Origin of the sequence: Vibrio sp. 10N.286.49.E11 (assembly GCF_041469505.1) — a bacterium.
In the GTDB taxonomy this organism is placed as follows: domain Bacteria; phylum Pseudomonadota; class Gammaproteobacteria; order Enterobacterales; family Vibrionaceae; genus Vibrio; species Vibrio crassostreae_C.
The window spans coordinates 1-26,332 of sequence record NZ_JBFRKQ010000078.1 but is presented as its reverse complement, the minus strand read 5'-3'; the positions used below and the strand labels follow the sequence as shown (position 1 = coordinate 26,332).

Sequence of the window (26,332 nt, the reverse complement as noted above, 5' to 3'; positions counted from 1 at the left end):
ACACATCCATTTTTGAGGTAAGTTACATTTCAAATTTGACTATTCATACTTAATTTTTAGCTTTATTTGATTTCTTATGCATTAAATATGATTTAATATGTGTTTTACCGACTTATGGTTTTCCTGTCAATAGTAGAAGTGAAGTTATTATGCAATTACCGAGTTTTCTTGAGGTCTACAAAGGCCTAATTTCCACAGACTCTATTAGCTCGACCGATCCAAGCTGGGATCATGGCAACGAGAAAGTGATCGAAAAAATGGCTCAATGGTTTAAAGACGTAGGCTTTAGCGTTGAAGTCGTGGAAGTCGAACCCGGCAAGCATAATATGGTCGCTAAGATGGGATCGGGCGAAGGTGGCTTGCTACTCGCAGGACACAGCGACACAGTGCCATTTGATGAAGGACGTTGGAACTTCGACCCTCACGCACTAACAGAACACAACAATCGCTTCTATGGATTAGGCACAGCCGATATGAAAGGCTTTTTCGCTTTCGTTTATGAAGCGGCAAAGAAGATGGATTGGAGCAAACAGACCAAGCCGCTATATGTATTGGCAACCTGTGACGAAGAGACCACCATGCTGGGTGCGCGTCATTTCACTGAAAATGCACCGTTTAAACCGGATTACTGCATTATTGGTGAGCCAACCAGCCTTGTGCCGATTCGTGGCCATAAAGGCCATGTTGCTAACGCTGTGCGAGTAACGGGTAAATCAGGTCACTCTTCTGATCCTGCATTAGGTGTCAACGCCATCGAGATCATGCATGAAGTGTTGTTCGCTTTAATGCAACTGCGTGACAAGCTAGTCAAAGAGTATCACCACCCGGGTTTCGCAATTCCAAGCCCCACTCTAAACCTTGGCCATATTCACGGTGGCGACAGCGCGAACCGTATCTGTGGTTGCTGTGAGCTGCACTACGATGTACGTCCTTTACCGGGTATCAGCTTAGATGGTTTGGATAACATGCTGCGCAGCGCACTCAAAGAAGTAGAAGCAAAATGGCCGGGCAGAATTGAGATTACGCCACTGCACGAACCTATCCCGGGTTACGAGTGCCAACATGACCATCCATTTATCGGTGGCATGGAATCAGTTTGCGAAACTGAATCACAAACCGTGAACTACTGTACAGAAGCACCTTTCCTTCAAGAACTTTGCCCAACCTTAGTGCTGGGTCCAGGCTCAATCGACCAAGCTCACCAACCAGATGAGTTCCTAAGCTTCGATTTTATCGATCCAACGATTGATGTTCTGAGTAAGTCGATCCGCAAATATTGTTTCTAGTTATTACTTTTCTTCCAATATTTTCGTATAAAAGCTACCCGAAAAGGTGGCTTTTATTCTGTTATCCCAGACACAGCCTGATCTTGTAATTAAATTTCACTTTAATTCCGAACTATTGGGAAATTTACTTCTCCCGCATTTCGAAAACTAATAATTGCAAACTTAGAATGCTTTATTTGACTAGATACAGCACTTTTCGCTAGATTGTGTACTTAACAAGGAACAATGGATGTAATTTTTTTACGAGGCAGGATGACAATGAACGAGAAATACGCCGCTCTCAAGAGTAACGTAAGCATGCTGGGACGCTTGCTAGGTAACACAATCCAAGATGCACATGGTGACGTTATCTTAGAGAAAGTGGAGACTATCCGTAAACTTTCCAAATCCGCCCGCGCAGGCAACAAAGCTGACCGTGACAGCCTAGTTGAAGAAATCAAAAACCTGCCGAACGAACAACTCACTCCTGTTGCTCGTGCATTTAACCAATTTCTCAACCTCACCAACATGGCAGAGCAGTACCACACCATCTCTCGCCACTGTGAGGAGCATGTTTGCGAACCAGACGTGCTGCAATCTCTATTTTCCAAATTAAACCAGAATGACATCAGCAAGCTAGATGCGGCTCAAGCCGTTCGCGACCTGAACATTGAACTCGTTCTGACTGCACACCCAACAGAAATCACTCGTCGCACCATGATCAACAAATTGGTTAAGATCAACGAGTGTCTGTCTAAATTAGAATTAAGCGACCTATCACACAAAGAGCGCGTGAAAACAGAACGTCGCCTAGAGCAACTTATCGCTCAAGGTTGGCACTCAGATGTGATTCGTCAGCAACGCCCTACGCCACTTGATGAAGCGAAATGGGGCTTTGCGGTTGTTGAAAACTCACTTTGGGAAGCTGTACCAGATTTCCTACGTGAAATGGACGGCCGACTAAAAGGCTACCTTGGTGAAGGTCTACCAATTGATGCGCGCCCGGTACACTTCTCATCTTGGATGGGCGGTGATCGCGATGGTAACCCATTCGTAACGCACACCATCACCAAAGAAGTACTGCGCCTATCTCGCTGGAAAGCCGCTGACCTTTACCTAGGTGACGTAAACGAGCTGATTACCGAACTATCGATGACTAAGTGTAATGATGCCGTTCGTGAACTAGCGGGTGATGAGCATGAAGCTTACCGAGCAATCCTAAAGAGCCTACGTACTCTGCTGAACAACACGTTAGAAGTGCTGGATGCAAAACTGCATGATGCTGAAGTACCGAAGAAAGAAACACTACAGAACATCGACCAACTTTGGACACCGCTTTACGCGTGTTACCAATCGCTGCACGAATGTGGCATGGGCGTAATCGCAGACGGTTCTCTACTTGATACCTTGCGCCGCCTAAAAGCATTCGGTGTACACCTAGTGCGTCTCGATGTTCGTCAAGAAAGTACACGTCACTCAGATGTGCTGTCTGAACTGACTCGCTACCTAGGCATTGGCGACTACGACCAGTGGAGCGAGCAAGACAAGATTGCTTTCTTAACCAATGAATTAAGCTCTAAGCGTCCGCTTCTTCCTCGCGATTGGGAGCCATCTGAACAGGTTAAAGAGGTTTTAGACACCTGTAAGGTCATCGCTGCTCAACCTCGTGAAGCCTTCGGCGCTTACGTGATTTCTATGGCTCGTACTGCATCGGATGTACTGGCTGTTCACTTGCTGCTGCAAGAGTGTGGTTGCCCGTATCGCATGGACGTGTGTCCACTGTTCGAAACGCTAGACGACTTGAACAACTCAGAAGCAGTGATGAAACAGCTAATGAGCATCGACTTGTACCGTGGCTTTATCCAGAATCACCAAATGGTGATGATCGGATACTCTGACTCAGCGAAAGATGCGGGCGTAATGTCTGCAGGTTGGGCTCAATACGATGCAATGGACAAACTGGTTAAGGTTTGTGATGAAGAAGGCATTGAACTGACTCTATTCCACGGTCGTGGCGGTACGGTTGGTCGTGGTGGTGCTCCGGCGCACGCTGCTCTTCTTTCTCAGCCACCTAAGAGCTTGAAAGGCGGTTTACGTGTAACAGAGCAAGGCGAAATGATCCGCTTTAAACTTGGCTTACCAGACGTTGCTGTAAACAGCTTCAACCTTTACGCAAGCGCGATTCTAGAGGCGAACCTTCTGCCGCCACCTGAGCCAAAACAAGAGTGGCGCGACCTAATGGAAGTGCTATCTCAAGTATCTTGTGAGGCTTACCGCAACGTGGTTCGTGGCGAAGAGAAATTCGTACCTTACTTCCGTCAAGCGACACCTGAACTGGAGCTAGGTAAACTGCCTCTTGGCTCTCGCCCTGCGAAACGTAACCCGAACGGCGGCGTAGAAAGCCTACGTGCGATTCCATGGATCTTCTCTTGGAGCCAAAACCGTTTGGTACTGCCTGCATGGTTAGGCGCTGGTGAAGCGATTCAGTACTCTGTAGATCAAGGCCATCAAGCCCTGCTCGAAGAGATGTGTCGCGAGTGGCCGTTCTTCTCTACCCGTCTCGGTATGTTGGAAATGGTGTACTCGAAGTGCAACATGGAAATCGCTAAGTACTACGACCAACGCCTTGTTGACGAAGAGCTATTACCATTAGGTGAGTTACTGCGTGAACAGCTGCAAAAAGACATCAAAGCCGTGCTAAATGTTGAGAACAACGAGAACCTAATGCAGAGCGACCCTTGGGGACTTGAGTCAATCCGCCTACGTAACATCTACGTTGAGCCACTAAACATGCTTCAAGCTGAACTGCTTTACCGTACTCGTAAGTGTGAAACACCACCAGCAGAGCTTGAAGAAGCGCTAATGGTGACGATTGCAGGCATTGCAGCAGGCATGCGAAACACTGGTTAATTAGTGATTCCTACCATTCAACAGACAAAAGGTCGCCTAGTGCGACCTTTTTATTTCACAAAATAAGCAATACTGAGTTTTTTGTCAGTTTTTTGGGTTATTTTGTCCATGTATTCTACTTTATGCTTATTATTTAGATATACTACTGCTCCGCTGCGGAAACACTCCAAAAAATAATCTGCAGCATCTTGACCAATAAACTGGTCAACCTAGGTGATAAACGGCTTTGTAAGGTGACATAACCAACCGATGAGTTGGTGCTACTTAGACATAACCAATATAACGTGCCATTAGAAGCACACTTGTTGTTTAAGTATTTGTTTACTGTTTACCATTTGGATTTCAGACATGTCATTACCACACGTAATTCTAACCGTTTTAAGTACACGCGATGCTACTGGTTACGATATCACAAAAGAATTCTCCGCAAGCATTGGTTACTTCTGGAAAGCTAGCCATCAACAAGTTTACCGCGAGCTAAATAAAATGGCTCAGAACGACCAGGTAACTTGCGTGCTTGAGCCTCAAGAAGGCAAACCTGATCGTAAAGTTTACTCTATCACTGATGCTGGCCGTGGCGCGCTAGGTGAATGGTTTGAACAACCTACTGCACACCCAACCGTTCGTGACGAGTTCTCAGCTAAGCTAATGGCTTGTGCTGTACAACCTTCTGACGCTTACCGTGTACAACTTGCTGAGCTAGTAGAAGAGTCTCGCAAACTGGTTTCTCACTACAAAGAAATCGAAGCAGCTTACTACGCAACGCCATCGACACTAGACAAGCAAGCACGCCTTGAGCGTCTAACACTTCGTCGTAACCTACTTATCCGTGAAGCATGGATTGTATGGGCTGAAGAAGTACTGCTTGAACTTGGCGCTCTAGCTTAAGTTAAGCTAGAAAAGCAAAAGGCTTGAACTCTATGAGTCCAAGCCTTTTTTGTATCTATAGGATTTGAAATGTTACTGCCAGAGGCTTTTTACAAGTGCTTAGGCTTTACTTCTTAGACTTTTCTTACAGCGCAGCGACTTGCGGACGAACACCTAGCGTATGGCAAAGTGCATAAGTCATTTCTGCACGGTTTAGCGTGTAGAAGTGGAAATCTTTCACACCTTCACGGCTCAGTGTACGAACCATATCAATTGCTTGGCTAGCACCAACAAGCTGACGAGTCGTTGGATCATCATCCAAACCTTCAAACTGCTTCGCCATCCAGCCCGGTACTTTTACGTTGTTCATCGCAGCAAAGCGAGATGCTTGCTTGAAGTTAGAAACCGGCAGAATGCCCGGTACAATCTCAACATCAACGCCAGCCGCTACACAGCGGTCACGAAAGCGTAGGTAGCTCTCTACATCAAAGAAGAACTGAGTGATGGCACGGTTGGCACCCGCATCCACTTTACGCTTTAGGTTAATAAGATCAGATTGAGCGCTTTTTGCTTCAGGGTGAACCTCAGGGAATGCCGCTACTGAGATATCAAAATCGTGGCGAGATTTAAGTAGCTCGACTAGGTCAGATGCGTACATCTCTGGCGCGCCGCCGCCTGCTGGAATATCACCACGTAGCGCAACAATACTCTCGATACCATTTGCCCAGTAATCGTCGGCAATTTGAATCAGCTCTTCACGGCTTGCATCAATACACGTTAGGTGCGGTGCAGCCACTAGGCCGGTTTGGTTTTTAATTTCTTTAATGATTGAGTGGGTACGGTCACGTTCACCCGAGTTTGCACCGTAAGTTACCGATACAAATTTTGGTTGAAGTGTTTTAAGGCGGTGAACAGAGTTCCACAGGGTCTCTTCCATCTTCTCACTGCTCGGTGGAAAAAACTCAAATGACACATTGATGTTGTCAGAAAGCTCAGCGATATTCTGATTTAAAGCGTCGATATGACTAGCGTGTGTGTATCCCATCTTACTCTCCCTGCGGCAAAAGCAACCACTAAAAACTCAAATCCTTAAACGACGTTTAGACGTCTATATGTCTGTAGAATGTATTGAATACGATTTAATGTCAACAGATCCATTATGAATTTTTCTCAAGTAGATCGTGAGTAAAACTCAAGTCGTTAGATGGGTCGCAAAGCAGAAATAATGTAGAAAAAAGGCTGAAAAACACATCGTGCTTTCAGCCTTATTTATCTTAGTGAATAGTATGCCATTTAGACACTAAACCAACCGATCTGAGTATCAGAACAGGCTAGACATTCTGTTTAAATCAGATTGAATTGCACCTGCCGTTACTTCACGACCGGCACCTGGGCCACGAATAACCAATGGATTATCTTTGTACCATTTGCTCTCAATCGCAAAGATGTTGTCGCAAGGCAACAAGTTCGCCAGAGCATGTTCTTTCGACAGTGCTTCAACGCCTACGGTTGCCTTACCGTTCTTCTCCAAACGCGCTACGTAACGCAGAACTTTCTGTTGAGAGTGCGCTTTCTCTAAACGCTCAGCCAGCTCTTCGCTCAGTACAGAAGCTTTGTCGAAGAAGTCATCTACCGACAGGTCTTGCAACTCTTCGGGTACCAGTGATTCCACTTTTACGTTTTCAGGTTCGATATCCAAACCAGATTCACGCGCCAGAATCACCAGCTTACGCATCACGTCTGAGCCATCTAGGTCAGCACGAGGGTCAGGTTCCGTAAGGCCTTGTTGCCATGCTAAGTCAACCAACTCGCTGAACGGCACGGTGCCATCAAACTGTTGGAACAACCAAGACAACGTGCCCGAGAAAATGCCAGACAACGCAATGATGTCATCGCCACTTTCACGTAGGTCACGTACCGTGTGGTTAATCGGCAATCCAGCACCCACTGTCGCGTTGTACAACCAATGACGGCTGATCTTAGCGAAAGCATCTTGTACTTGATGGTAATACTCGCTCGATGCAGAACCTGCCACCTTGTTCGCCGAGATTAGGTGAATACCTTGTTGTGCGATTTGCAGATACTTTGCTGCAAGCACTGGGCTCGCAGTCACATCCAGAACCACTGCTTCGTCATAACCTTGAATAGAGCCCAAACGCTCTAACCAGTCGTTACCATTGTTAGCAATAGCTTCGTCGTCAAAGCGCTTACCTACCGAAGTCGCATCAATGCCTTGATCGTCAAACCAATAGGTTTGGCTATCAACCACGGCAACCAATTCAAAGTTCATTCCACGGCGCTTTTCAAGTTCCGCTTTTTGCTCAGCAAACAGGCTTAACCAGCTTGAACCAATATTGCCCTTACCACACAAGGCAATCGCAACACGCTTCTGCGCTTGGAACAGTTGAGAATGAATGCCTTTCACTAGACTTGATGTTTCACTCTTACGAATCACAGCCACCAAGCTTAAGCCTGAGTTCGCTTCTGAGATGAACTCAACCGGCGAGCTCTTAAGCTGCTGGTAGAAACCGTAGCAATGGTTAGGGTTCTTAGTCACACCCGCACCCACTGCAGCAATCAGAGAGAAACCTTCTTTTAGCTTAATCTCAGCTTCAATCGCATGGTCTTGGAGATATTCTAATGCACCACCAGCGATCTCTTCTGTGTAGGCAAGACGCAAACAGTGTTGATCCGGTTCAAGCTCATAAGCAAGCGGCTCAAGTTGAGCACGCTTAAGCCCTTCAAGCACTTCACTCTCTAGACGGTCGAAATCATGGCCGTGACCAAAGGTCAGTTGCACGATAAGCACTTCATCCAAAGAGGTAATGATTTTTGCGCCACGACCCGATGCCAGTACACGCTCGATCTGTGTAGAGCCCGCCTCCGGCTGATAGCTGCAGCGTAAGCTGAGATCCATAGCACTTTGAGCCACAGGCTGTAGCGTTCGGCTGTGAAGCACTGGAGCCGCTAGACGAGCCAATTCGCTGGCTTCATCAAGGCGAAGTAGAGGCAATAGACACGCATCTGAAACCAGACGAGGGTCAGCGCTGTAAACGCCTGCCACATCACTCCAAATCGTCACGCGTTCAACTTCAGCCAAAGCACCAATCACGGTCGCTGAGTAATCCGAACCGTTGCGACCAAGCAGTACGGTTTCACCCTCGCAGTTCTGAGCCATAAAGCCCGTAATCACCACGCGGCAATGTGCATGCTGCGCCAGAGCTTCTTTGATCAGAGGGTAAGAACGTGCGCGGTCGACTTCAGGCTGAGCACCCACTTCTGCACGTAAAAAAGCACGCGCATCTTGAGCAACTGCTTGTAAGTCATGCTGGCACAACAAAGCCGCTAGTAGACGTGAAGACCAAACCTCACCGTGTCCAAGCACTTTTGCTTTTTGTGCTTCGCTCAAGGGAGCCGTTAGCTCACCCAAAGCGGTAAATTCTTGTTGAATGGTTGCAGTAAGTTGTGCGGCTGATTCCCCCTCAAGCAGTGCTTCAATCAGATCGAGTTGGAACTGACGAAGTGCTTGTAGGCATTCATGGGCAATACGACCATCTTTGTCGAGCGCTTCAACAAATTCAATTAAACGGTTGGTTGTTTTGCCTGCTGCCGATACCACCACCAAATCAGATGCTGATGAGTATTCTCTAAGAATGTTGACCACGCGTTGGTAACATTCAGGATTCGCTAAACTGCTGCCACCAAATTTATGTAGCTGGCGAAAGGTTGCCATTATTAACCCTCCCCTTCAGCGATAAAGCGCTGTGTTCTTTCAAACGCTTGCTTGAGGTCATCGATTAGGTCTTCTGCATCTTCAAGGCCAACAGATAGACGCAGTAGTTGCTGAGAAACACCCGCTTCTGCTAAGGCTTCTTCACCCATCGCGCGGTGAGTCATCGACGCAGGGTGACAAATCAGGCTTTCAACACCGCCCAATGATTCTGCCAAAGAAAACAGCTCTAACTTATCAACAAAGTATTTAAGCGCCTCGAATGAGCCCGCAAACTCAAAACTGAGCATGGAACCAAAGCCCGATTGCTGTTTCTTCGCGATATCATGACCCGGATGTTCAGGAAGGCTTGGGTGGTAAATAGTGCCAACAAGATCTTGTTGCTGTAGAGACGCTAGAATCTCACGTGAGCTTTCTTCGTGAACTCGCATACGCGCACCTAGCGTACGAATACCACGTAAAGTCATGTAGCTATCAAATGGTGTGCCGGTCGCACCAATACAGTTGCCCCACCATGCTAACTCTTCAGCGTGTTCTTCTGTCTTAGTGACCACAACGCCGCCAATAACATCTGAGTGTCCATTGATGTACTTAGTTGTAGAGTGAATAACAAAATCAGCACCCAGCTCTAAAGGCTTTTGGAACACAGGCGTCAAAAACGTGTTGTCGACAGCAACCAGAGCACCAACCTCTTTCGCTTTACGGCAAGTTTCTGCAATATCAACCACACGAACCAGTGGATTCGATGGTGTTTCGATTAAGATCAACTTTGGCTTAAGCGCGATCGCCGCATCCAGCGCGGCTTGATCCGATTGATCAACGAACAGAACTTTGAAGTCACCTTTTAGCGAGCGAGTGTTAAACAGACGGTACGTACCGCCGTAGCAGTCGTGCGGTGCAATAATAAGATCATCGCCGCCTAAGAAAGCCGAAACCCATAAGTTAAGCGCCGAAGTACCGCAGTTAGTCACAACCGCGCCTTTGCCTGATTCAAGCTCAAACAGTGCCGTCTCTAATAAACCGCGGTTTGGGTTACCAGAACGGGTGTAATCGTACTTTGGCACTTCACCAAAAGCGGGAAACCCATAGTTAGTCGAAAGATAAATGGGTGGGACAACGGCATGGTGTTGCGTGTCTGACTCGATACCAGTACGTACTGCGATTGTTGCTGGCTTCCGGCTGCTCATAGGTGCTTCCTTACAAGTTTTGCGTCTGAGAATCACAGCTGCTTGTCGGCATTTTGCGGCTGTGTTAGATATATGTTATTCACTTTACTTTCATAAACGTGAGACGTCAACACTTCTAGACGTCTATATGTCTTTGCTTATGGCAGTAAATCCCGCTAAAATCACCACTATTAATTTATTCTAACAACTAAAGTGATGAAGGTACGCAATGGCCGACTGGAATGGTGAATACATAAGCCCATATGCTGAGCATGGAAAGAAAAGCGAACAAGTAAAGAAAATTACAGTTTCTATCCCTCTAAAAGTGTTAAAGGTTCTTACTGACGAGCGTACTCGCCGCCAGATTAATAACCTACGCCATGCAACAAACAGTGAGCTACTGTGCGAAGCCTTTCTACATGCGTACACAGGCCAACCACTACCAACGGATGAAGACCTTCGTAAAGATCGTCCTGACGATATCCCTGCTGAAGTGAAAAAACTGATGACAGAAATGGGTATCGAGTTCGAAGCGTTTGACGAAGAATAAAAACAACTCAGTCACTGCCTTCATTATTGATTCGCTATAGCTGACCCTTATTTATCACATCGCGCATAGCTTTTTATGATTGCGCTGTGAATGATAGACATAAAAAAACCGACTCCAGATGAGTCGGTTTTTTATTATTCTTTTTGGCTCAATAGAGCAACAGCTATTATGCCATATAGTTAGCAGGCATCTCGATACGAGCTACGCCTGATTCAACAGCCGCTTCCGCAACTGCTCGTGCTACGCGAGGAAGTAGACGTGGGTCCATTGGCTTAGGAATGATGTAACCCTTACCGAACTCCAGTGCAGTCTCGCCCGCAGCTGCTAGTACTTCAGCTGGAACTTCTTCTTTCGCCAGTTCACGAATCGCTTTAACCGCCGCTAGCTTCATTTCGTCATTAATTTCGCTCGCACGCACGTCTAGTGCACCACGGAAAATGAATGGGAAACAAAGTACGTTGTTTACTTGGTTAGGGTAATCACTGCGGCCTGTACCCATGATTAGGTCAGAACGAACTTCGTGTGCAAGCTCAGGCTTGATCTCTGGATCTGGGTTTGAACATGCAAACACAACAGGCTTATCAGCCATCAACGTTAGTGCTTCAGCAGGCAGTAGGTTAGGACCCGATACACCCAAGAACAGGTCAGCGCCTTCGATAACATCTTCAAGCGTACGCTTGTCAGTGTTATTTGCGAACAGCTCTTTGTATTCATTTAAGTCATCACGACGAGTGTGGATCACACCTTTACGGTCAAGCATGTAGATTTTTTCACGCTGAGCGCCACACTTAATCAGTAGTTCCATACAAGCAACAGCCGCTGCGCCAGCACCTAAACAAACGATCTTACACTCTTCAAGTTTCTTACCTTGAAGCTCGATCGCGTTCAGCATACCCGCTGCCGTTACAATCGCTGTACCGTGTTGGTCATCGTGGAATACCGGCACATCACAACGTTCAATCAGGCGACGTTCAATCTCAAAACAGTCTGGTGCTTTGATGTCTTCTAGGTTAATACCGCCGAATGTATCTGCGATATTCGCAACCGTATCAACGAACTCATCGATTGTGCGGTGTTTCACTTCAATATCGATAGAATCTAAACCAGCAAAACGCTTAAACAGGAGCGCTTTACCTTCCATAACTGGTTTAGAGGCAATAGGGCCAAGGTTACCTAGGCCAAGAATCGCTGTACCGTTAGAGATAACTGCAACCATGTTGCCTTTACCTGTGTACTTATAAACGTTATCAACGTTCTGTGCGATCTCGCGAACAGGCTCAGCCACGCCTGGGCTGTATGCAAGTGCTAGGTCTTCTGCAGAGTTTGCAGGCTTCGTCAGTTCTACGGCAATTTTGCCTGGAATTGGGAACTCATGGTAATCAAGAGCTTGCTGACGGAATTGTTCTTGAGGTGATAATTCTTGAGAGGATTGAGCTTGGCTGCTGTCTTCAGACATAGGTGTAGGTTCCTAGGATATTATTATTTGGGGGATCTTGTTCATGTTAATGGATGTACTTCAAAGTTCCTAGGTGGTTGAAGCCTCTGTCTCATTAAAAAACGAGATTTCACTACTAATAAGACCAGTGAGCAGTTGAAATTACTATCGCTTGTTGAAGTTTCGTGCTGAATTTTGGTGAAGAGAGATACGCAAGGAATTGCCCTGAAATAGAATAGAGAGGCAACTTATCGTTGGGTGAGAGTGATGCTTGAATAGAAGTCAGTGCTTTCTCAAATTACAGGCAACAAAAAAGGACACCGAAGTGTCCTTTTTCATGTCTAAATAGCGAGAATTACTTCTTGCTAGAAAGAGCACCGAAACGCTTGTTGAAGCGATCAACACGGCCGCCAGTATCTACGATACGTTGCTTACCAGTGTAGAACGGGTGACATTTGTCACATACGTCTAGGTGGATTGATTCTTTTGCTAGCGTTGAGTTGAACTCAAATGTGTTGCCGCAAGAACAAGTTGCAGTAACTGCTTTGTATTCTGGGTGGATTCCAGCTTTCATGGGATAACCTCAAGTAGGCCGTGTCGCTATACGATTCTAAGCCGCACACCACACGTAGTTTAAAAAAAGAAATAAAGACACCGCATCGACACAAAAGAGTGATGAAGCCATACCTTTAAGGCGCAGTATAGTAATGAATCTATAAAGCAGGATCAACTGATTTGATACATTTTTCGCCAATATCGGCGTTATTTCCTTTGCTGGCTGTGATTCTTGGCTTGGCCCCAACCTCACCCGCTTCTCTGCCACATCACATTCAAACTGCTTCTCGAATTTAACCGCCTTATCCTTTAGACTGTTCGCTCTCGTCAATTCAGATAAAGCCGTCCCTTTATGCGTCCAATGATTGCCCGTGTGGCGCTGCCTGTTCCACTCGACAAGCAGTTCGATTACAAGATTCCAAACCACCTATTCCCGATTATTGGTGGTCGCGTCTCTGTGCCTTTTGGACGACAAACCTTAACTGGGATTGTCACGGCTCTGGTTAACGAATCAGAATTCGAGCTAGATAAGCTCAAACCGATTAAAGCCTTATTAGACAACCAACCCGTTTGGCCGGAATCTGTCTATTCACTGTTAATGTGGTGCAGTCAGTTTTATCAGTACCCTCTTGGCGAAACCTTTGCTAACGCCCTTCCGAGCGCTCTAAGAAAAGGCAAAGCCGCCGACTTCGCGACGCTGGTTGAGTGGCAGTTAACGCCATCAGGCAAAGACCAACTGATGCAAGGTTTTGGTCGCGCGGTCAAGCAAGCCAAAGTGATGCACATGCTTGAACACGGCCCGGTTCCTCATCAAGAGTTCATTGATGAAGAAGTTGGCAGCGCCGTACTCAAAACGCTAGAAGAGAAAGGCTGGATTGAATCGGTAGAGAAAAAGCCAACGCGTCAGCCGTGGCCAGTTGATCTTGAAAATGACCAAGACAAGCCTAAGCTCAATGCCGAACAAGCCATCGCGATTGCGACCGTAAATAGCCAAACCGACTTTGGTTGCTTCCTGTTAGAGGGCGTTACTGGCTCAGGTAAGACCGAGGTTTACCTTAATATGATTAAGCCGATTCTCGACCAAGGTAAACAAGCGTTAGTGCTCGTGCCCGAGATTGGCCTCACCCCTCAAACGATTAACCGCTTTAAGCGACGCTTTAATGTACCTGTTGAGGTTATCCACTCAGGTTTAAACGATTCTGAGCGACTGAATGCTTGGTTATCGGCGCGCGATAAAATAGCGGGCATCGTGATTGGTACCCGTTCGGCTCTGTTCACGCCGTTTGCTGACCTAGGTATTATCATTGTCGATGAAGAACACGATGCGTCTTATAAACAGCAAGATAGCCTGCGCTACCACGCTCGTGATGTGGCGATCATGCGTGCGCACAAAGCGCAGATTCCAGTTGTGTTAGGCTCGGCGACTCCGGCCTTTGAGACGCTGCACAACGCTCAGATCGGCAAATACAGTTATCTCACCCTGACTTCACGTGCGGGTGTCGCACTGCCGACCACCAATAAGGTGTTGGATGTTAAAGGTGAATATCTAGAAAGTGGTTTGTCTGCGTCGTTAATTGCAGAGATGCAAAGACACCTCAAAGCTGGCAACCAAGTGATGCTGTTCCTCAATCGTCGAGGGTTTTCTCCGGCATTAATGTGTCACGATTGTGGTTGGACAGCCGAGTGTAAACGTTGTGATGCTTACTACACCTATCACCAATACAGTAATGAGATGCGCTGCCACCACTGTGGTTCTCAGCAGCATATCGTGCACAACTGCCAAGGTTGTGGGTCTGTGAACTTGGTGACAGTGGGTGTCGGTACCGAGCAGTTAGAAGCTCAACTTGGTCAACTATTCCCGGAATACAAAACCATTCGTATTGACCGCGACAGCACCCGCCGTAAAGGCAGCTTAGAAAGCGCGCTCGAGTCGATTCGTAAGGGTGAATTCCAAATTCTTATCGGCACGCAGATGCTTGCTAAGGGTCACCATTTCCCTGACGTGACACTTGTGGCGTTATTGGATGTGGATGGCTCTTTATATAGTAGTGACTTCCGTGCCTCTGAACGGCTTGCCCAGCTATTCATCCAAGTAGCGGGACGCGCAGGACGAGCAAGCAAACCCGGTGAAGTGATCTTACAGACTCACCACCCAGAACATGGGTTGTTGCAAGCCTTGCTACACAAAGACTATAACCACTTTGCTCAGACGGCGCTGGCAGAACGTAAGCAGGCAATGTTACCGCCCTATACCTTTATGACGCTGTTTAGAGCAGAAGCCAATGACACTCGCTTGGTGGAAGAGTTCTTGCGTCAGGTTCGTCACACATTGGAATCGCACCCGCTGTTTGACCAATATTGCATGGTGTTAGGGCCAACCCCGGCTCCGTTAGCAAAACGAGCGGGCAAATCGCGCTGGCAGTTAATCTTACAAACTCAGACGCGCTCGTTAATGCAGAAGCTATTGATGAGTGCCAAGCCGGCCATCAATATGTTACCTGCTGCGAAAAAAGTTCGCTGGTCACTCGATATTGAGCCGCAAGATTTGAGTTAAACCCACTTGGGTTAAAACTAATGATAAGTTTGTTCACAAATATTTCATATTTCTCGTGAGCAACTTCACACTAGTCATGTGATTTTTGTTAATCTAGCCGTAACTTTACACGGATTAAACGAATAAAATATTGCAATAAAAAAAGTGTTAGCAACACTTTCATAATATCTATTCGATTACATTTATTATTCACGCCTTAGATGCTTAGGCGGCAAAGGAACTTAAAAGAGGGTTTAATTTATGGCGACAATGAAGGATGTTGCCCAGCTAGCAGGCGTCTCAACAGCCACGGTATCACGTGCATTGATGAACCCTGAGAAAGTCTCAGTTTCGACTCGCAAACGAGTGGAAACAGCAGTACTTGAAGCTGGATACTCACCCAATACATTAGCTAGAAACTTACGTCGCAACGAATCAAAAACCATCATCACTATTGTTCCTGATATCTGTGACCCTTATTTCGCCGAGATCATTCGTGGTATCGAAGATGCCGCAGTAGAAAATGACTACCTTGTCTTACTGGGTGATAGCGGCCAACAAAAGAAGCGTGAGTCTTCGTTTGTTAACTTAGTTTTCACCAAACAAGCTGACGGTATGCTATTGCTTGGCACTGACCATCCATTTGATGTCAGTAAATCTGAACAAAAGAATTTACCACCAATGGTGATGGCGTGTGAGTTTGCCCCTGAGCTTGAACTGCCTACGGTACACATCGATAACCTGACCTCTGCCTTTGAAGCGGTGAACTACCTAGCTCAGTTAGGTCATAAGCGTATTGCTCAAATTTCAGGACCAGTATCGGCAACACTGTGTAAGTTCCGCCAACAAGGCTACCAGCAAGCGCTGCGTCGCGCCGGAGTCTCAATGAATCCAGCCTATAGCACGGTCGGTGACTTCACCTTTGAAGCGGGCGCTCAAGCGGTTCGTCAATTACTGGCACTTCCTGAACAACCTACAGCTATCTTCTGTCACAACGATGCGATGGCGATTGGTGCGATTCAAGAAACGAAGAAGCTGGGCTTGCGCGTTCCTCAAGACCTATCGATTGTCGGCTTCGATGACATCCAATTCGCTCAATACTGCGATCCACCGCTAACCACCATTTCTCAGCCTCGTTATGAGATTGGACGCCAAGCGATGTTGATGATGCTTGATCTATTAAAAGGCAACGATGTGCAAGCAGGTTCGCGTCTGCTTGAAGCTAAATTAGTGGTTCGAGGCAGTACAGCGCCACCTCGAATATAACCCTTAGAAATACCCTTATAAATCTGCGGCACATTTTGATGTGCCGCTTCCATTTCTGCACTATTATCCTCGCGCAATCTGGATTACCATGAGGGCAGAATCAGCAACTATTGAATTGTCTTGTGGCTAATAGAGATTATGTAAAGCGCGGTCGTGGCACGAAAAAACCGACCAAAAAACAAGCCCCTCGCCGTAAACCTTGGCGCAGTGGTCTTTTGGCGATCCTCCTTGCCGGTGGTTTTGGTTACGGACTTTACCTATTGAGTAATGATCCTGAGCCGCCTGCACCAACGCCTGTGGCAACCAAACCAAAACCTAAGCCAAAACCAGCGAAAGTGATTCCGCCGCCTCCTGAAGAGAAGTGGGACTACGTTGAAACGCTGCCAAGCCGCGAGATTGAAGTAAAAGCCAAAGAGCAACAGATCTCTAAGATCCCTTACATCATGCAGTGTGGCGCTTACAAAACCTCGTCGCAGGCAGAAGCACGTAAGTTGGATATTGCCTTCCAAGGTATCTCAAGTGAGATCCGCAAGAAAGATGGCAGTAGCTGGTACCGTGTGGTTTTAGGGCCATACAAGTTGAAGCGTGACGCAGAACGCGATCGCCATAAGCTGCAACGAGCGAAAATTGAACCTTGCGCTATTTGGAAAGACGGGTCTTAATCAACTCAATATATAATAGGGGGAAGAGGATTCCCCCTATTGCTGTTTGAAAGCGTTCAATAGTTCATCGCACAAGCAATACCAGTATGTTAATCAAAAGAGTGCGTTTTAACGAAACTGAGGTACTTGTTCGTAGTACTCAAGCCCAAAGTCAGTCAGGTAGACCTGCTCCTTATTTATCTCGATGTAACCAAAAAAATCCAAGTGCGCTAAAACGTTAGGAAATGGACGTTTAAGAAAAACGTTGACCGAGTTTTTTAGATGTTCTGTTGAACACTCGCCCGCCTCCTGATACATCAGATGATGCAGTATAGACAGCTCATCCAGATCCATATCTCTATTAAAAAAACTGATATTGTCACTATTCATCACACTACTCCTTATGCAGTGAATACCACTGATTAGTGAACATCATTCCTTATAAATCAAACAAAAAGTGTTAACCATTTCACGTTAGAAATTTGTTTTATCTTTTTTTATATTTATCACAAACTATTAACCCACCAACCCTTGCCACACATAGGCTCAACAGGTAATGGATGTTTGAAACAACTGGTAACATTTAGTTTTTTTGATATGACATACCATTAAAAGTGGCACTTGAATTCATGATAGTGGAGCCACATATAAGTAGTAACCATAAATAATAATCAAAAGAGGTCGACTCGTGACTACCATTGTATCTGTACGTCGTAATAATAAAGTCGTCATCGCGGGTGATGGACAAGTATCTCTGGGCAATACAGTAATGAAGGGCAACGCCCGTAAAGTACGTCGCCTATACAACAACAAAGTACTGGCCGGTTTTGCTGGCGGTACGGCTGATGCTTTCACGCTATTCGAAAAATTTGAAAGCAAGCTGCAAATGCACCAAGGCCATCTCACCAAAGCGGCAGTTGAGCTAGCGAAGGATTGGCGTAGCGACCGTGCTCTACGTAAGTTAGAAGCACTGTTAGCAGTAGCGGATGAGACCGCTTCACTGATCATCACAGGTAACGGTGACGTAGTTCAACCTGAGAACGACCTGATTGCGATCGGTTCGGGCGGAAACTTCGCTCAAGCAGCCGCTACTGCACTATTAGAAAATACTGATTTAGATGCGCGTGAAATCGCAGAAAAGTCGCTGAACATTGCAGGCGACATCTGTGTCTTCACCAACCATCACCACACTATTGAAGAACTAGAAAGCACCGTTGAGCTGCCAAAGCCAGAGTAACGACCGCTTCCATCAATAACGTTGTATTCAACAGTGATTAAAGAATTAAGGAAAAACCATGTCTGAGATGACTCCTCGCGAAATTGTTCACGAACTCAATCGCCACATTATCGGCCAAGACAACGCTAAGCGCTCAGTGGCTATCGCTCTTCGTAACCGCTGGCGCCGTATGCAGCTTGAAGAAAGCCTACGTGTTGAAGTATCGCCAAAAAACATCCTGATGATTGGCCCAACGGGTGTAGGTAAAACTGAAATCGCTCGCCGCCTAGCGAAATTAGCAAACGCGCCTTTCATCAAGGTAGAAGCGACTAAGTTCACCGAAGTGGGTTACGTTGGTAAAGAAGTTGAAACCATCATCCGTGATCTAACGGACGTTGCGATCAAGATGACGCACCAACAAGCGATGGAAAAAGTACAATACCGCGCTGAAGAACAAGCTGAAGAACGCATTCTTGATGCCCTTCTACCACCAGCGCGTGATGCTTGGGGTCAGAACGAGCAATCAACTGAAGACACAACCTCTTCAAACACTCGTCAGATTTTCCGCAAGAAACTGCGTGAAGGTAAGCTAGATGACAAAGAGATTGAAGTTGATGTAGCCGCACCGCAAATGGGCGTTGAAATCATGTCACCTCCAGGCATGGAAGAGATGACAAACCAGCTGCAAGGCATGTTCCAAAACCTAGCGGGCGACACCAAGAAAAAGCGTAAGATGAAAATCAAAGACGCATTCAAAGCACTGACGGAAGAAGAAGCTGCGAAGCTTGTGAACCAAGAAGAGCTGAAAGAGAACGCGATCTTCAACGCTGAAAACAACGGCATCGTATTCATCGATGAGATCGACAAAATCTGTAAGCGTGGCGACAGTTCAGGCCCAGATGTATCTCGCGAAGGTGTTCAGCGTGACCTACTGCCTCTTATCGAAGGCAGCACAGTATCAACCAAGCACGGTATGGTTAAAACTGACCACATCTTGTTTATCACATCAGGCGCATTCCAAGTGGCTAAGCCATCTGACCTGATCCCTGAGCTACAAGGTCGTCTACCAATCCGCGTAGAACTTGAAGCACTATCAGCACATGACTTCAAACGCATCCTAACTGAGCCAAAAGCATCTCTAACAGAGCAATACATTGCCCTAATGAAAACAGAAGATGTCAACATTGAGTTCACTGAAGATGGCATCAACCAGATTGCGGACGCAGCATGGCGCGTAAACGAAACCACTGAGAACATCGGTGCGCGTCGTCTACACACAGTGATGGAGCGTCTAATGGATGAGATTTCATTCGAAGCAACAGACAAAGCTGGCAGCAAGCTAGTGATTGATGAAGCTTACGTAACATCGAAACTTGGCGAATTCGTTGAAGACGAAGACCTAAGCCGCTTCATCCTGTAGCACACCAAACTCTAACTTATTGCTCTATCTCAAAGAAATAGCAGCTAATAAGCGAATTCAAGGCCCACTTTCGAGTGGGCTTTTTATTACCCGAAAAATGGGCGTATACTCAAATCACAGTATGAAACGAAGACTTACAAAGAATTAGACCTACGATGAAACAATCTCTACTGATCTGGCTTGATGCCGCACGACCAAAAACTCTGCCTCTCGCACTTGTCTCTATTCTTACAGGAAGTAGTTTAGCGTTCGCCGGTGGTCAGTTTTCTTTATCGATAGCCCTACTGGCATTTTTAACCGCCACCCTATTACAGATTTTATCGAACCTAGCCAATGACTATGGCGACGCCGTAAAAGGCACAGACAACGAAAATCGTCTGGGGCCAACACGTGCCATGCAATCTGGCGCGGTAACAGCGAAAACCATGAAGCAAGCGATCATCCTCAACATCGTGTTTACTATGGTCGCTGGGCTGATTCTTATTTTTCATGCCTTAACCTCGATTGAAAGTATCTTATCTTTCATTGCGTTAGGCATATTAGCCATTGTTGCTGCCATCGCTTATACCGTCGGTAATAAGCCTTATGGCTATATTGGCCTTGGCGACTTATCGGTATTTATCTTCTTCGGTTTATTAGGTGTTTCAGGGACTTACTTCTTGCACACTGGCCATGTTGAACCAAGCCTATTCCTTCCGGCATTGGGCTGTGGCTTGATGGCGGTTGCGGTACTCAATATCAACAACATGCGTGATATCGAAAACGACAGCGAATGTGGTAAGCGCACCATGGCGGTTCGCCTAGGACAACGCAAAGCCAAACACTATCATTTTGCTCTGCTTGGCCTCGCCCTTGCGTCTTTCGCTATCTACCTGCTTATTCAAGAAAAACCGGTCTGGATCAGCCTGCCGTTTTTGCTGAGCATTATTATTGTTTACAAGCATGGCAAAGCCGTTTGGGAAACCGAAAAGCCAGCGCAAATTGCACCAATGATGCCCGTGATTGTGAAATGCTCACTGGTCACTAACCTATTGTTTGCAGGGGTTGTCGTAGCTCAAACTCTATTGAGTTAAATGAGACTAATCATTGCAAAGGGATCAAGCGCCGATATACTCAAAGTAAGCTCATTGTTCAAAAGGTATACTAATGGAATACAACACTTCAGCACTGTGCGACATATATTTGGATCAAGTTGATGTCGTGGAGCCAATGTTCAGCAACTTCGGTGGACGTGCATCCTTCGCAGGACAGATCACGACATTAAAGTGTTTTGAAGACAACGCTTTGATTCGCTCTGTACTAGAGCAAGACGGTCTGGGGCGTGTGTTGTTAATCGATGGGGGCGGCTCACTACGTAAAGCGCTGATCGATGCTGAGATAGCCCTACTTGCCGAAGACAATGAGTGGGAAGGTATTGTGGTTTACGGCTGTGTGCGTGAAGTCGATGAGCTTGAAGACATGAACCTAGGTATTCAAGCCCTAGCCTCTATACCTGTCGGCGCAAGCCAAGGTGGAGTAGGTGAGATTGATGTACCGGTTAACTTTGGTAGCGTGACCTTCTTACCGGAAGATTACCTCTACGCAGACAACACCGGCATCATCCTTTCTGCAGAGCCTCTGGATGTAGAACTTGATCTGGATGTTGAAGAAGAAGAGGTCGAGTAACTCAGCTTTGAATAATAAAACAAAGCATAAGAGTACGAAGCATTAGAACACAAACAAAAACGCCCGCTACTGAGTAGCGGGCGTTTTTTTAAATCTGAAGAGTCGATTACTCTACTTCATCCATTTTACCAAGAAGGTTACGGATGCGATCTTGCCATGCTGAATGCTCTTCCTGCATTTGCTGAGTTTTTTGCTCTAGCTCGTGACGGCTTGCTTTAAGCTCACCAGCTTCTGTTGCTAGTGCTTGTTTCTCTTCTTTAAGCTCTTCCACTTCCATTTGAAGAAGTGCAATTGTATCTACTGCTGTTTGAATTTTTGCTTCTAGCTGCTCTAGTACTTCAAAAGACATTCTGGCCTACCTTTAAGTTATCCGTTTGATGGTGAAGGTTCACTCCACTTATTTCCCCATTCTACTCAGCAGAGCAAGGATAAACACTCAATATATTCGATATTTTGCGCCATTCGATGAAAAAAACAGCACTTTTTACCGAATATTGACGTGAACGATTACCGCCACAACGGCAAACCGATTATTTTGATGAATAATAACTGTTTTCCACTGCGAATTGATCGAGAGCAATCTCCAAAAAACAAAAAGGCAAACGTTTCCTTTTGGATATGGTAAAATTCGCCGCGAAATTTCTATTCCCCCTTTGAAAATTTTGGAGTCCGCATGAAACGCGATTTAGCAATGTCATTCTCTCGTGTCACAGAAGGTGCAGCACTAGCTGGTTACAAGTGGCTTGGCCGTGGCGATAAAAACGCTGCAGATGGCGCTGCTGTAGAAGTAATGCGTAGCCTATTAAACAAAACCGAAATTAGCGGTGAGATTGTTATCGGCGAAGGTGAAATCGATGATGCACCTATGCTATACATCGGCGAAAACGTAGGTGTGGGCGGCGACGCTGTCGACATCGCAGTTGACCCAATTGAAGGGACACGCATGACAGCAATGGGCCAATCAAATGCATTGGCTGTATTGGCTGCGGGCGAAAAAGGCAGCTTCCTTAAAGCGCCTGATATGTACATGGAAAAGTTGGTTGTTGGCCCTGGCGCTAAAGGCGTGATTGACCTAGAACTGCCACTAACAGAAAACCTAGAAAACATCGCTAAAGCACTAGGTAAAACACTTGATACTCTAGTCGTAACCACGCTTGCTAAGCCTCGTCATGATCAAGTCATCGCCGACATGCAAGCAATGGGCGTTCGTGTATTTGCTGTGCCAGACGGTGATGTTGCGGCTTCTATCTTAACCTGTATGCCAGACAGTGAAGTAGACGTCATGTACTGCATCGGCGGCGCACCTGAAGGTGTGGTCTCGGCGGCGGTAATTCGCGCACTCGACGGCGACATGCACGGTCGTCTTCTACCTCGCCACGAAGTGAAAGGCGACACAGAAGAGAACCGCAAACACGGTGAACTTGAACTTGAGCGCTGCGCAGAAATGGGCGTAACGGCGGGTATCGTATTGAAGATGGAAGACATGGCACGCAGCGACAACGTTGTATTCTCAGCAACAGGCATCACTAAGGGTGACTTGCTAGAAGGTATTTCTCGTCAAGGTAATATCGCAACCACAGAAACCCTGCTTATCCGTGGCCGCTGCCGTACAATTCGCCGCATCAAATCTATCCACTACCTAGAGCGTAAAGATCCAGAAGTAGTAGGTCATATCCTGTAAGCCTAAATTCGGTGAAACAGAATATTCCAAGGCTGATACCTAGTATCAGCCTTTTGTTTTATTAGCGCACCAGAATCTGACCATGGCAGCCAATAGAGTAAAACGCTATCTATAGAGTAAATTATCATCAATATAGTAAATGGTTTGCTTTATAAACACCTTGCCTCATAATAGTAAGGTTCATTAGGTAGGGATAGTATGAAAACAAGCGACAGAATCTTACAGACCATTAAGCGTCAAGGCGCGGTAACCGCGAAACAACTGTCAGAAGAATTTGGCATGACGACAATGGGGGCAAGGCAACATCTGCAAAGCCTGGAAGATGACGGTATTCTTGCGTTTCATGATGTGAAAGTGAAAGTGGGTCGCCCGACTCGCCACTGGTCCCTGACTCAACAAGGTCATAACCAATTTTCAGACCGACATGGTGAACTCACCATTCAAGTGATTGATGCTGTCGAGAATCTATTTGGTAAAGAAGGGCTGGCTAAGGTTGCTGCCGAGCGTGAACAACACACTCTTAAGCAGTATCAAACTGCGCTGTCTGGCTGTGATTCACTCATCAGCAAGCTTAAAAAACTCACCCAGCTTCGTGAAGACGAAGGCTACATGGCTGAGCTTCAAGAGCATGATGATCACTACATCTTGATTGAGAACCACTGCCCTATCTGTAAGGCTGCAACTCGCTGCCCTAGCCTGTGCCAATCTGAGCTCAACGTGTTTACTGAGTTACTAAAAGATGAGTGTCACGTGAGCCGTACAGAGCACATCATTGCTGGCGAACGACGCTGCACTTACACCTTAACACCCGCCCTTTGATTGCAAAGGTAATCGGCTAATACCGTCTCAATATTGAGAAAATACAAATAGATTAAAATTTGTACAGATTTCTTTCTTAAGCTTAGAGCATATGAAACACGCTTAATGCTAAGGAAGGAATGATGGCGCATCCACAACCCGCTCAAAAACTGCCACCCTTTGATGAACTTGTCCAACTCGCGAAAAGCGACCCGAAAGCATTCAATCAATTCAAACACGAGATGTGCGAACAGATGATTTGTTCGGCTTCAGACGTGATGCAAGACCGACTTCGTGCGCAGCAAAGTCACATCGACTTAGTGGTTAGCCGTTGTAAAAACCCACACCACGCCAATGTCGTACTCATGCAAGAGCTGCGCTGTCAGGTCTGTAAGTTCCAAGATGCACTCGAAGGGCGCTGCGGCTTTGAAGAATCTCTGCCTGAAAATGTCGTGCCTTTTAAGCCGAATACCGAACCTAAAATGTACTGAAATTAGCAAAGCACTAAAAAGAAAAAGGGAGCGTAATGCCCCCTTCTTATTGGTTCGCTGTTCAATATTCACATGGGTCTTCGCCGTAGTCATTACGGCCTTCTGTACCTTTCAACAAACCACACTCAATCAGAATCCAGAAACCACACACTAATGCCGCGACGGTTGCCGCCATATGAATTGGCGATACCGGCTCTGTCGTCGTTGCAACCATTGGCGAAGCTAAACGACCCAATACTAATGGCACATTCAATAGTAACCAGTAATTAGACTTATTGCGGTCGTGCCAGCGCTTAGCGGTTACCGCAAGGTCTGGGATCACAAGCATCAATAGGATGATTGGTAGCAGGATATAAGAGTAAGCAGGGAACAACACAGAGATACCTGAAGCAAAACCGGTAATCGCTATGTAGTAGAAAACATTCCAAATCCAGTAAGTCTTACGACCAATTCTCCCCTTGAAAGAGAGCAGTAATTCTTTCATCGACATCTTAAATACTCAAATTTATACGCCGCTAAAAGTCAGCAGCAATGGTTAGTTTATTACTTTTTGAAAGCAACTTTTATCCATATCACGAATATTCACCGTTAAGCTTCTTACATGACTCGCTTGTTCTTGCAGGATCTGCATTAACGATCGTGACAATTCTCGCTTTTGCTCTTCCGTTCGTCCCGAAAGTAACTCAAAGCTGATATGAATAAAGTCTACACTATCTTCCTCATCACCGACCAACCAATTATGGCAACGCAGTGAACGAGATTTCACTGATGGCACATCAAACAAGCCACATGTGAGAGCGACTTGGTGGAGATCTTCCAGTAAGCCTTGGATATTTACTCGCTCATCCACTGAATTGGAGTACTCTAGAACTAGATTCGGCATTGTTACTTCCTGTTGTTAACGCAATCGTTTGTCCCTTAATAACAACTAACGATGAAAAATCCGAGAAGTTAGCTATTATTCTGTCTGCCGGATCACTGATATATGCTCAAAATCTACTCTGACCATTGAGTAAGATCCAAGAAAGTCATGACCACAGTCATGATCTGTTGATATTAATCTGTTATATTATTTCGTAATAAAGTTTACTTTTTTACATTCGATTTATTTAAATACTTTGGAGATATTCCTATGCGTCATCCTGTAGTTATGGGTAACTGGAAACTAAACGGCAGCAAAGAAATGGTTGTTGATCTACTAAACGGTCTTAACGCTGAACTTGAAGGCGTAACAGGCGTAGACGTAGCAGTTGCTCCACCAGCACTTTTCGTTGATCTAGCAGAGCGTACGCTTACTGAAGCGGGCAGCGCGATCATCCTAGGTGCTCAAAACTCTGACCTAAACAACAGCGGTGCATTCACTGGCGACATGTCTCCAGCAATGCTTAAAGAGTTCGGCGCATCTCACATCATCATCGGTCACTCTGAGCGTCGTGAATACCACAACGAATCAGATGAGTTCGTAGCTAAGAAATTCGCATTCCTAAAAGAGAACGGCCTAACTCCAGTTCTTTGTATCGGTGAATCTGAAGCACAAAACGAAGCAGGCGAAACTGTTGCAGTATGTGCTCGTCAACTTGACGCTGTTATCAACACTCAAGGTGTTGAAGCTCTTGAAGGCGCTATCATCGCTTACGAACCAATCTGGGCTATCGGTACTGGTAAAGCAGCTACAGCGGAAGATGCACAACGCATCCACGCTCAAGTCCGTGCACACATCGCAGAGAAATCTGAAGAAGTTGCTAAGAAAGTTGTTATCCAATACGGCGGTTCTGTTAAGCCAGAAAACGCAGCAGCTTACTTCGCACAACCAGACATCGACGGTGCTCTAGTTGGCGGCGCAGCTCTAGACGCGAAAAGCTTCGCAGCTATCGCTAAAGCAGCAGCTGAAGCAAAAGCTTAATTTAAACTTCACCGTTTAAATTAAATGAAAGGTCAACTTAGGTTGGCCTTTTTTGATCTCGCTCGAAAACCGCCACTCCCAACCTCTTTTTTGCACTGAGCTCTTTGTAACTTAATAACATTCCGGTTTATTAGACTGCGCTATGAAGATTTATACACAAGCTCATCTAAACACATTTCGAAAACAGCTCCGAAACAACATGCCTCAACCAGAACGCAAGCGGTGTTTTTCAAGGTAGTT

At 46.1% G+C, this 26,332-nt stretch carries 24 protein-coding genes; 15 read left to right on the top strand and 9 right to left on the bottom strand.

All coding sequences use genetic code 11. The features are described 5' to 3' along the window. Window positions 1–149: 149 nt before the first annotated feature. The 3 genes from argE (at window position 150) to AB4167_RS18325 (ending at window position 5,063) form a co-directional block, all read left to right on the top strand. A complete protein-coding gene (gene argE / locus AB4167_RS18335) occupies window positions 150–1,286 on the top strand; it encodes an acetylornithine deacetylase (RefSeq protein WP_009848891.1) in 1,137 nt (378 codons plus the stop codon). A gap of 252 nt (window positions 1,287–1,538) precedes the next feature. Next, on the top strand, window positions 1,539–4,175 hold the full coding sequence (gene ppc, locus AB4167_RS18330) for a phosphoenolpyruvate carboxylase (protein ID WP_017063683.1): 2,637 nt from the start codon (window positions 1,539–1,541) through the stop codon (window positions 4,173–4,175). Window positions 4,176–4,523: 348 nt separating this feature from the next. After that, window positions 4,524–5,063 (top strand): PadR family transcriptional regulator, encoded by a 540-nt coding sequence (locus tag AB4167_RS18325; RefSeq protein WP_010435321.1) that lies wholly within the window; start codon window positions 4,524–4,526, stop codon window positions 5,061–5,063. 124 nt (window positions 5,064–5,187) lie between these two features. Here AB4167_RS18325 and metF read toward each other — a convergent pair whose 3' ends face one another. From metF to AB4167_RS18310, 3 genes are all read right to left on the bottom strand, one after another. Beyond that, on the bottom strand, window positions 5,188–6,087 hold the full coding sequence (gene metF, locus AB4167_RS18320; RefSeq protein ID WP_004729683.1) for a methylenetetrahydrofolate reductase: 900 nt from the start codon (window positions 6,085–6,087) through the stop codon (window positions 5,188–5,190). Window positions 6,088–6,363: 276 nt separating this feature from the next. Then, window positions 6,364–8,775, bottom strand: coding sequence for a bifunctional aspartate kinase/homoserine dehydrogenase II (locus AB4167_RS18315; RefSeq protein ID WP_372136883.1), 2,412 nt, complete (start codon window positions 8,773–8,775; stop codon window positions 6,364–6,366). 2 nt (window positions 8,776–8,777) lie between these two features. Beyond that, window positions 8,778–9,959, bottom strand: a complete 1,182-nt coding sequence (locus tag AB4167_RS18310; RefSeq protein WP_017061143.1) for an O-succinylhomoserine (thiol)-lyase — start codon at window positions 9,957–9,959, stop codon at window positions 8,778–8,780. 208 nt (window positions 9,960–10,167) lie between these two features. Here AB4167_RS18310 and metJ point away from each other — a divergent pair, with 208 nt between their 5' ends. Continuing rightward, entirely contained in the window at window positions 10,168–10,488 is a 321-nt protein-coding gene (metJ, locus tag AB4167_RS18305; RefSeq protein ID WP_004415993.1) for a met regulon transcriptional regulator MetJ, read from the top strand. A gap of 166 nt (window positions 10,489–10,654) precedes the next feature. Here the strand turns inward: metJ and AB4167_RS18300 are convergent, their stop codons facing one another. Then, window positions 10,655–11,944: a malic enzyme-like NAD(P)-binding protein gene (locus AB4167_RS18300; RefSeq protein ID WP_017061144.1), complete on the bottom strand. Its 1,290-nt coding sequence runs from the start codon at window positions 11,942–11,944 to the stop codon at window positions 10,655–10,657. Window positions 11,945–12,278: 334 nt separating this feature from the next. After that, window positions 12,279–12,497, bottom strand: coding sequence for a 50S ribosomal protein L31 (gene rpmE / locus AB4167_RS18295; RefSeq protein ID WP_004737142.1), 219 nt, complete (start codon window positions 12,495–12,497; stop codon window positions 12,279–12,281). A 333-nt stretch (window positions 12,498–12,830) separates the two neighbouring features. On the opposite strand from rpmE, the gene priA reads away from it, so the two are divergent. From priA to AB4167_RS18280, 3 genes are all read left to right on the top strand, one after another. Beyond that, on the top strand, window positions 12,831–15,032 hold the full coding sequence (gene priA, locus AB4167_RS18290; RefSeq protein ID WP_229647417.1) for a primosomal protein N': 2,202 nt from the start codon (window positions 12,831–12,833) through the stop codon (window positions 15,030–15,032). A 240-nt stretch (window positions 15,033–15,272) separates the two neighbouring features. Then, window positions 15,273–16,277: a DNA-binding transcriptional regulator CytR gene (gene cytR, locus AB4167_RS18285; RefSeq protein WP_102393044.1), complete on the top strand. Its 1,005-nt coding sequence runs from the start codon at window positions 15,273–15,275 to the stop codon at window positions 16,275–16,277. A gap of 122 nt (window positions 16,278–16,399) precedes the next feature. Continuing rightward, window positions 16,400–16,939 (top strand): SPOR domain-containing protein, encoded by a 540-nt coding sequence (locus AB4167_RS18280; RefSeq protein WP_017061148.1) that lies wholly within the window; start codon window positions 16,400–16,402, stop codon window positions 16,937–16,939. A gap of 108 nt (window positions 16,940–17,047) precedes the next feature. On the opposite strand, the gene AB4167_RS18275 is transcribed toward AB4167_RS18280, so the two are convergent. Beyond that, window positions 17,048–17,308 carry a hypothetical protein gene (locus AB4167_RS18275; protein WP_017061149.1) on the bottom strand — a complete coding sequence of 87 codons (261 nt, stop codon included), beginning with the start codon at window positions 17,306–17,308 and terminating at the stop codon, window positions 17,048–17,050. A 298-nt stretch (window positions 17,309–17,606) separates the two neighbouring features. Here AB4167_RS18275 and hslV point away from each other — a divergent pair, with 298 nt between their 5' ends. From hslV to rraA, 4 genes are all read left to right on the top strand, one after another. After that, entirely contained in the window at window positions 17,607–18,155 is a 549-nt protein-coding gene (hslV, locus tag AB4167_RS18270) for an ATP-dependent protease subunit HslV (RefSeq protein ID WP_004729692.1), read from the top strand. Window positions 18,156–18,213: 58 nt separating this feature from the next. After that, window positions 18,214–19,554, top strand: a complete 1,341-nt coding sequence (gene hslU, locus AB4167_RS18265) for an HslU--HslV peptidase ATPase subunit (RefSeq protein ID WP_017061150.1) — start codon at window positions 18,214–18,216, stop codon at window positions 19,552–19,554. A gap of 155 nt (window positions 19,555–19,709) precedes the next feature. Then, window positions 19,710–20,627: a 1,4-dihydroxy-2-naphthoate polyprenyltransferase gene (locus tag AB4167_RS18260; protein ID WP_017061151.1), complete on the top strand. Its 918-nt coding sequence runs from the start codon at window positions 19,710–19,712 to the stop codon at window positions 20,625–20,627. Window positions 20,628–20,700: 73 nt separating this feature from the next. Further along, window positions 20,701–21,219 (top strand): ribonuclease E activity regulator RraA, encoded by a 519-nt coding sequence (gene rraA / locus AB4167_RS18255; protein ID WP_010435359.1) that lies wholly within the window; start codon window positions 20,701–20,703, stop codon window positions 21,217–21,219. A gap of 106 nt (window positions 21,220–21,325) precedes the next feature. Here the strand turns inward: rraA and zapB are convergent, their stop codons facing one another. Beyond that, window positions 21,326–21,568, bottom strand: coding sequence for a cell division protein ZapB (gene zapB / locus AB4167_RS18250; protein WP_008219652.1), 243 nt, complete (start codon window positions 21,566–21,568; stop codon window positions 21,326–21,328). A gap of 324 nt (window positions 21,569–21,892) precedes the next feature. Here zapB and glpX point away from each other — a divergent pair, with 324 nt between their 5' ends. From glpX to AB4167_RS18235, 3 genes are all read left to right on the top strand, one after another. Then, window positions 21,893–22,900 (top strand): class II fructose-bisphosphatase, encoded by a 1,008-nt coding sequence (gene glpX, locus AB4167_RS18245; protein ID WP_017061153.1) that lies wholly within the window; start codon window positions 21,893–21,895, stop codon window positions 22,898–22,900. Window positions 22,901–23,098: 198 nt separating this feature from the next. Then, window positions 23,099–23,719: a metalloregulator ArsR/SmtB family transcription factor gene (locus AB4167_RS18240; protein ID WP_017063674.1), complete on the top strand. Its 621-nt coding sequence runs from the start codon at window positions 23,099–23,101 to the stop codon at window positions 23,717–23,719. A gap of 122 nt (window positions 23,720–23,841) precedes the next feature. Further along, complete coding sequence (locus tag AB4167_RS18235; protein ID WP_017061155.1) at window positions 23,842–24,189, top strand: DUF3135 domain-containing protein; 348 nt, start codon at window positions 23,842–23,844, stop codon at window positions 24,187–24,189. A gap of 61 nt (window positions 24,190–24,250) precedes the next feature. On the opposite strand, the gene AB4167_RS18230 is transcribed toward AB4167_RS18235, so the two are convergent. Next, entirely contained in the window at window positions 24,251–24,679 is a 429-nt protein-coding gene (locus AB4167_RS18230) for a DUF805 domain-containing protein (protein ID WP_017061156.1), read from the bottom strand. A gap of 45 nt (window positions 24,680–24,724) precedes the next feature. Next, the gene (locus AB4167_RS18225) at window positions 24,725–25,072 is read right to left on the bottom strand and encodes a 5-carboxymethyl-2-hydroxymuconate Delta-isomerase (RefSeq protein ID WP_017061157.1); all 348 of its coding nucleotides are present in this window, start codon (window positions 25,070–25,072) and stop codon (window positions 24,725–24,727) included. Between the two features lie 249 nt (window positions 25,073–25,321). On the opposite strand from AB4167_RS18225, the gene tpiA reads away from it, so the two are divergent. Next, entirely contained in the window at window positions 25,322–26,092 is a 771-nt protein-coding gene (gene tpiA / locus AB4167_RS18220) for a triose-phosphate isomerase (RefSeq protein ID WP_372136882.1), read from the top strand. Window positions 26,093–26,332 lie beyond the last annotated feature (240 nt).

What these genes read in the sequence shown, in the direction of transcription:
- argE (WP_009848891.1), top strand. Translation starts at nt 150, where the DNA reads ATGCAATTACCGAGTTTTCTTGAGGTCTACAAAGGCCTAATTTCCACA.
- ppc (WP_017063683.1), top strand. Translation starts at nt 1,539, where the DNA reads ATGACAATGAACGAGAAATACGCCGCTCTCAAGAGTAACGTAAGCATG.
- AB4167_RS18325 (WP_010435321.1), top strand. Translation starts at nt 4,524, where the DNA reads ATGTCATTACCACACGTAATTCTAACCGTTTTAAGTACACGCGATGCT.
- metF (WP_004729683.1), bottom strand. Translation starts at nt 6,087, where the DNA reads ATGGGATACACACACGCTAGTCATATCGACGCTTTAAATCAGAATATC.
- AB4167_RS18315 (WP_372136883.1), bottom strand. Translation starts at nt 8,775, where the DNA reads ATGGCAACCTTTCGCCAGCTACATAAATTTGGTGGCAGCAGTTTAGCG.
- AB4167_RS18310 (WP_017061143.1), bottom strand. Translation starts at nt 9,959, where the DNA reads ATGAGCAGCCGGAAGCCAGCAACAATCGCAGTACGTACTGGTATCGAG.
- metJ (WP_004415993.1), top strand. Translation starts at nt 10,168, where the DNA reads ATGGCCGACTGGAATGGTGAATACATAAGCCCATATGCTGAGCATGGA.
- AB4167_RS18300 (WP_017061144.1), bottom strand. Translation starts at nt 11,944, where the DNA reads ATGTCTGAAGACAGCAGCCAAGCTCAATCCTCTCAAGAATTATCACCT.
- rpmE (WP_004737142.1), bottom strand. Translation starts at nt 12,497, where the DNA reads ATGAAAGCTGGAATCCACCCAGAATACAAAGCAGTTACTGCAACTTGT.
- priA (WP_229647417.1), top strand. Translation starts at nt 12,831, where the DNA reads ATGCGTCCAATGATTGCCCGTGTGGCGCTGCCTGTTCCACTCGACAAG.
- cytR (WP_102393044.1), top strand. Translation starts at nt 15,273, where the DNA reads ATGGCGACAATGAAGGATGTTGCCCAGCTAGCAGGCGTCTCAACAGCC.
- AB4167_RS18275 (WP_017061149.1), bottom strand. Translation starts at nt 17,308, where the DNA reads ATGAATAGTGACAATATCAGTTTTTTTAATAGAGATATGGATCTGGAT.
- hslU (WP_017061150.1), top strand. Translation starts at nt 18,214, where the DNA reads ATGTCTGAGATGACTCCTCGCGAAATTGTTCACGAACTCAATCGCCAC.
- AB4167_RS18260 (WP_017061151.1), top strand. Translation starts at nt 19,710, where the DNA reads ATGAAACAATCTCTACTGATCTGGCTTGATGCCGCACGACCAAAAACT.
- rraA (WP_010435359.1), top strand. Translation starts at nt 20,701, where the DNA reads ATGGAATACAACACTTCAGCACTGTGCGACATATATTTGGATCAAGTT.
- zapB (WP_008219652.1), bottom strand. Translation starts at nt 21,568, where the DNA reads ATGTCTTTTGAAGTACTAGAGCAGCTAGAAGCAAAAATTCAAACAGCA.
- glpX (WP_017061153.1), top strand. Translation starts at nt 21,893, where the DNA reads ATGAAACGCGATTTAGCAATGTCATTCTCTCGTGTCACAGAAGGTGCA.
- AB4167_RS18240 (WP_017063674.1), top strand. Translation starts at nt 23,099, where the DNA reads ATGAAAACAAGCGACAGAATCTTACAGACCATTAAGCGTCAAGGCGCG.
- AB4167_RS18235 (WP_017061155.1), top strand. Translation starts at nt 23,842, where the DNA reads ATGGCGCATCCACAACCCGCTCAAAAACTGCCACCCTTTGATGAACTT.
- AB4167_RS18230 (WP_017061156.1), bottom strand. Translation starts at nt 24,679, where the DNA reads ATGTCGATGAAAGAATTACTGCTCTCTTTCAAGGGGAGAATTGGTCGT.
- AB4167_RS18225 (WP_017061157.1), bottom strand. Translation starts at nt 25,072, where the DNA reads ATGCCGAATCTAGTTCTAGAGTACTCCAATTCAGTGGATGAGCGAGTA.
- tpiA (WP_372136882.1), top strand. Translation starts at nt 25,322, where the DNA reads ATGCGTCATCCTGTAGTTATGGGTAACTGGAAACTAAACGGCAGCAAA.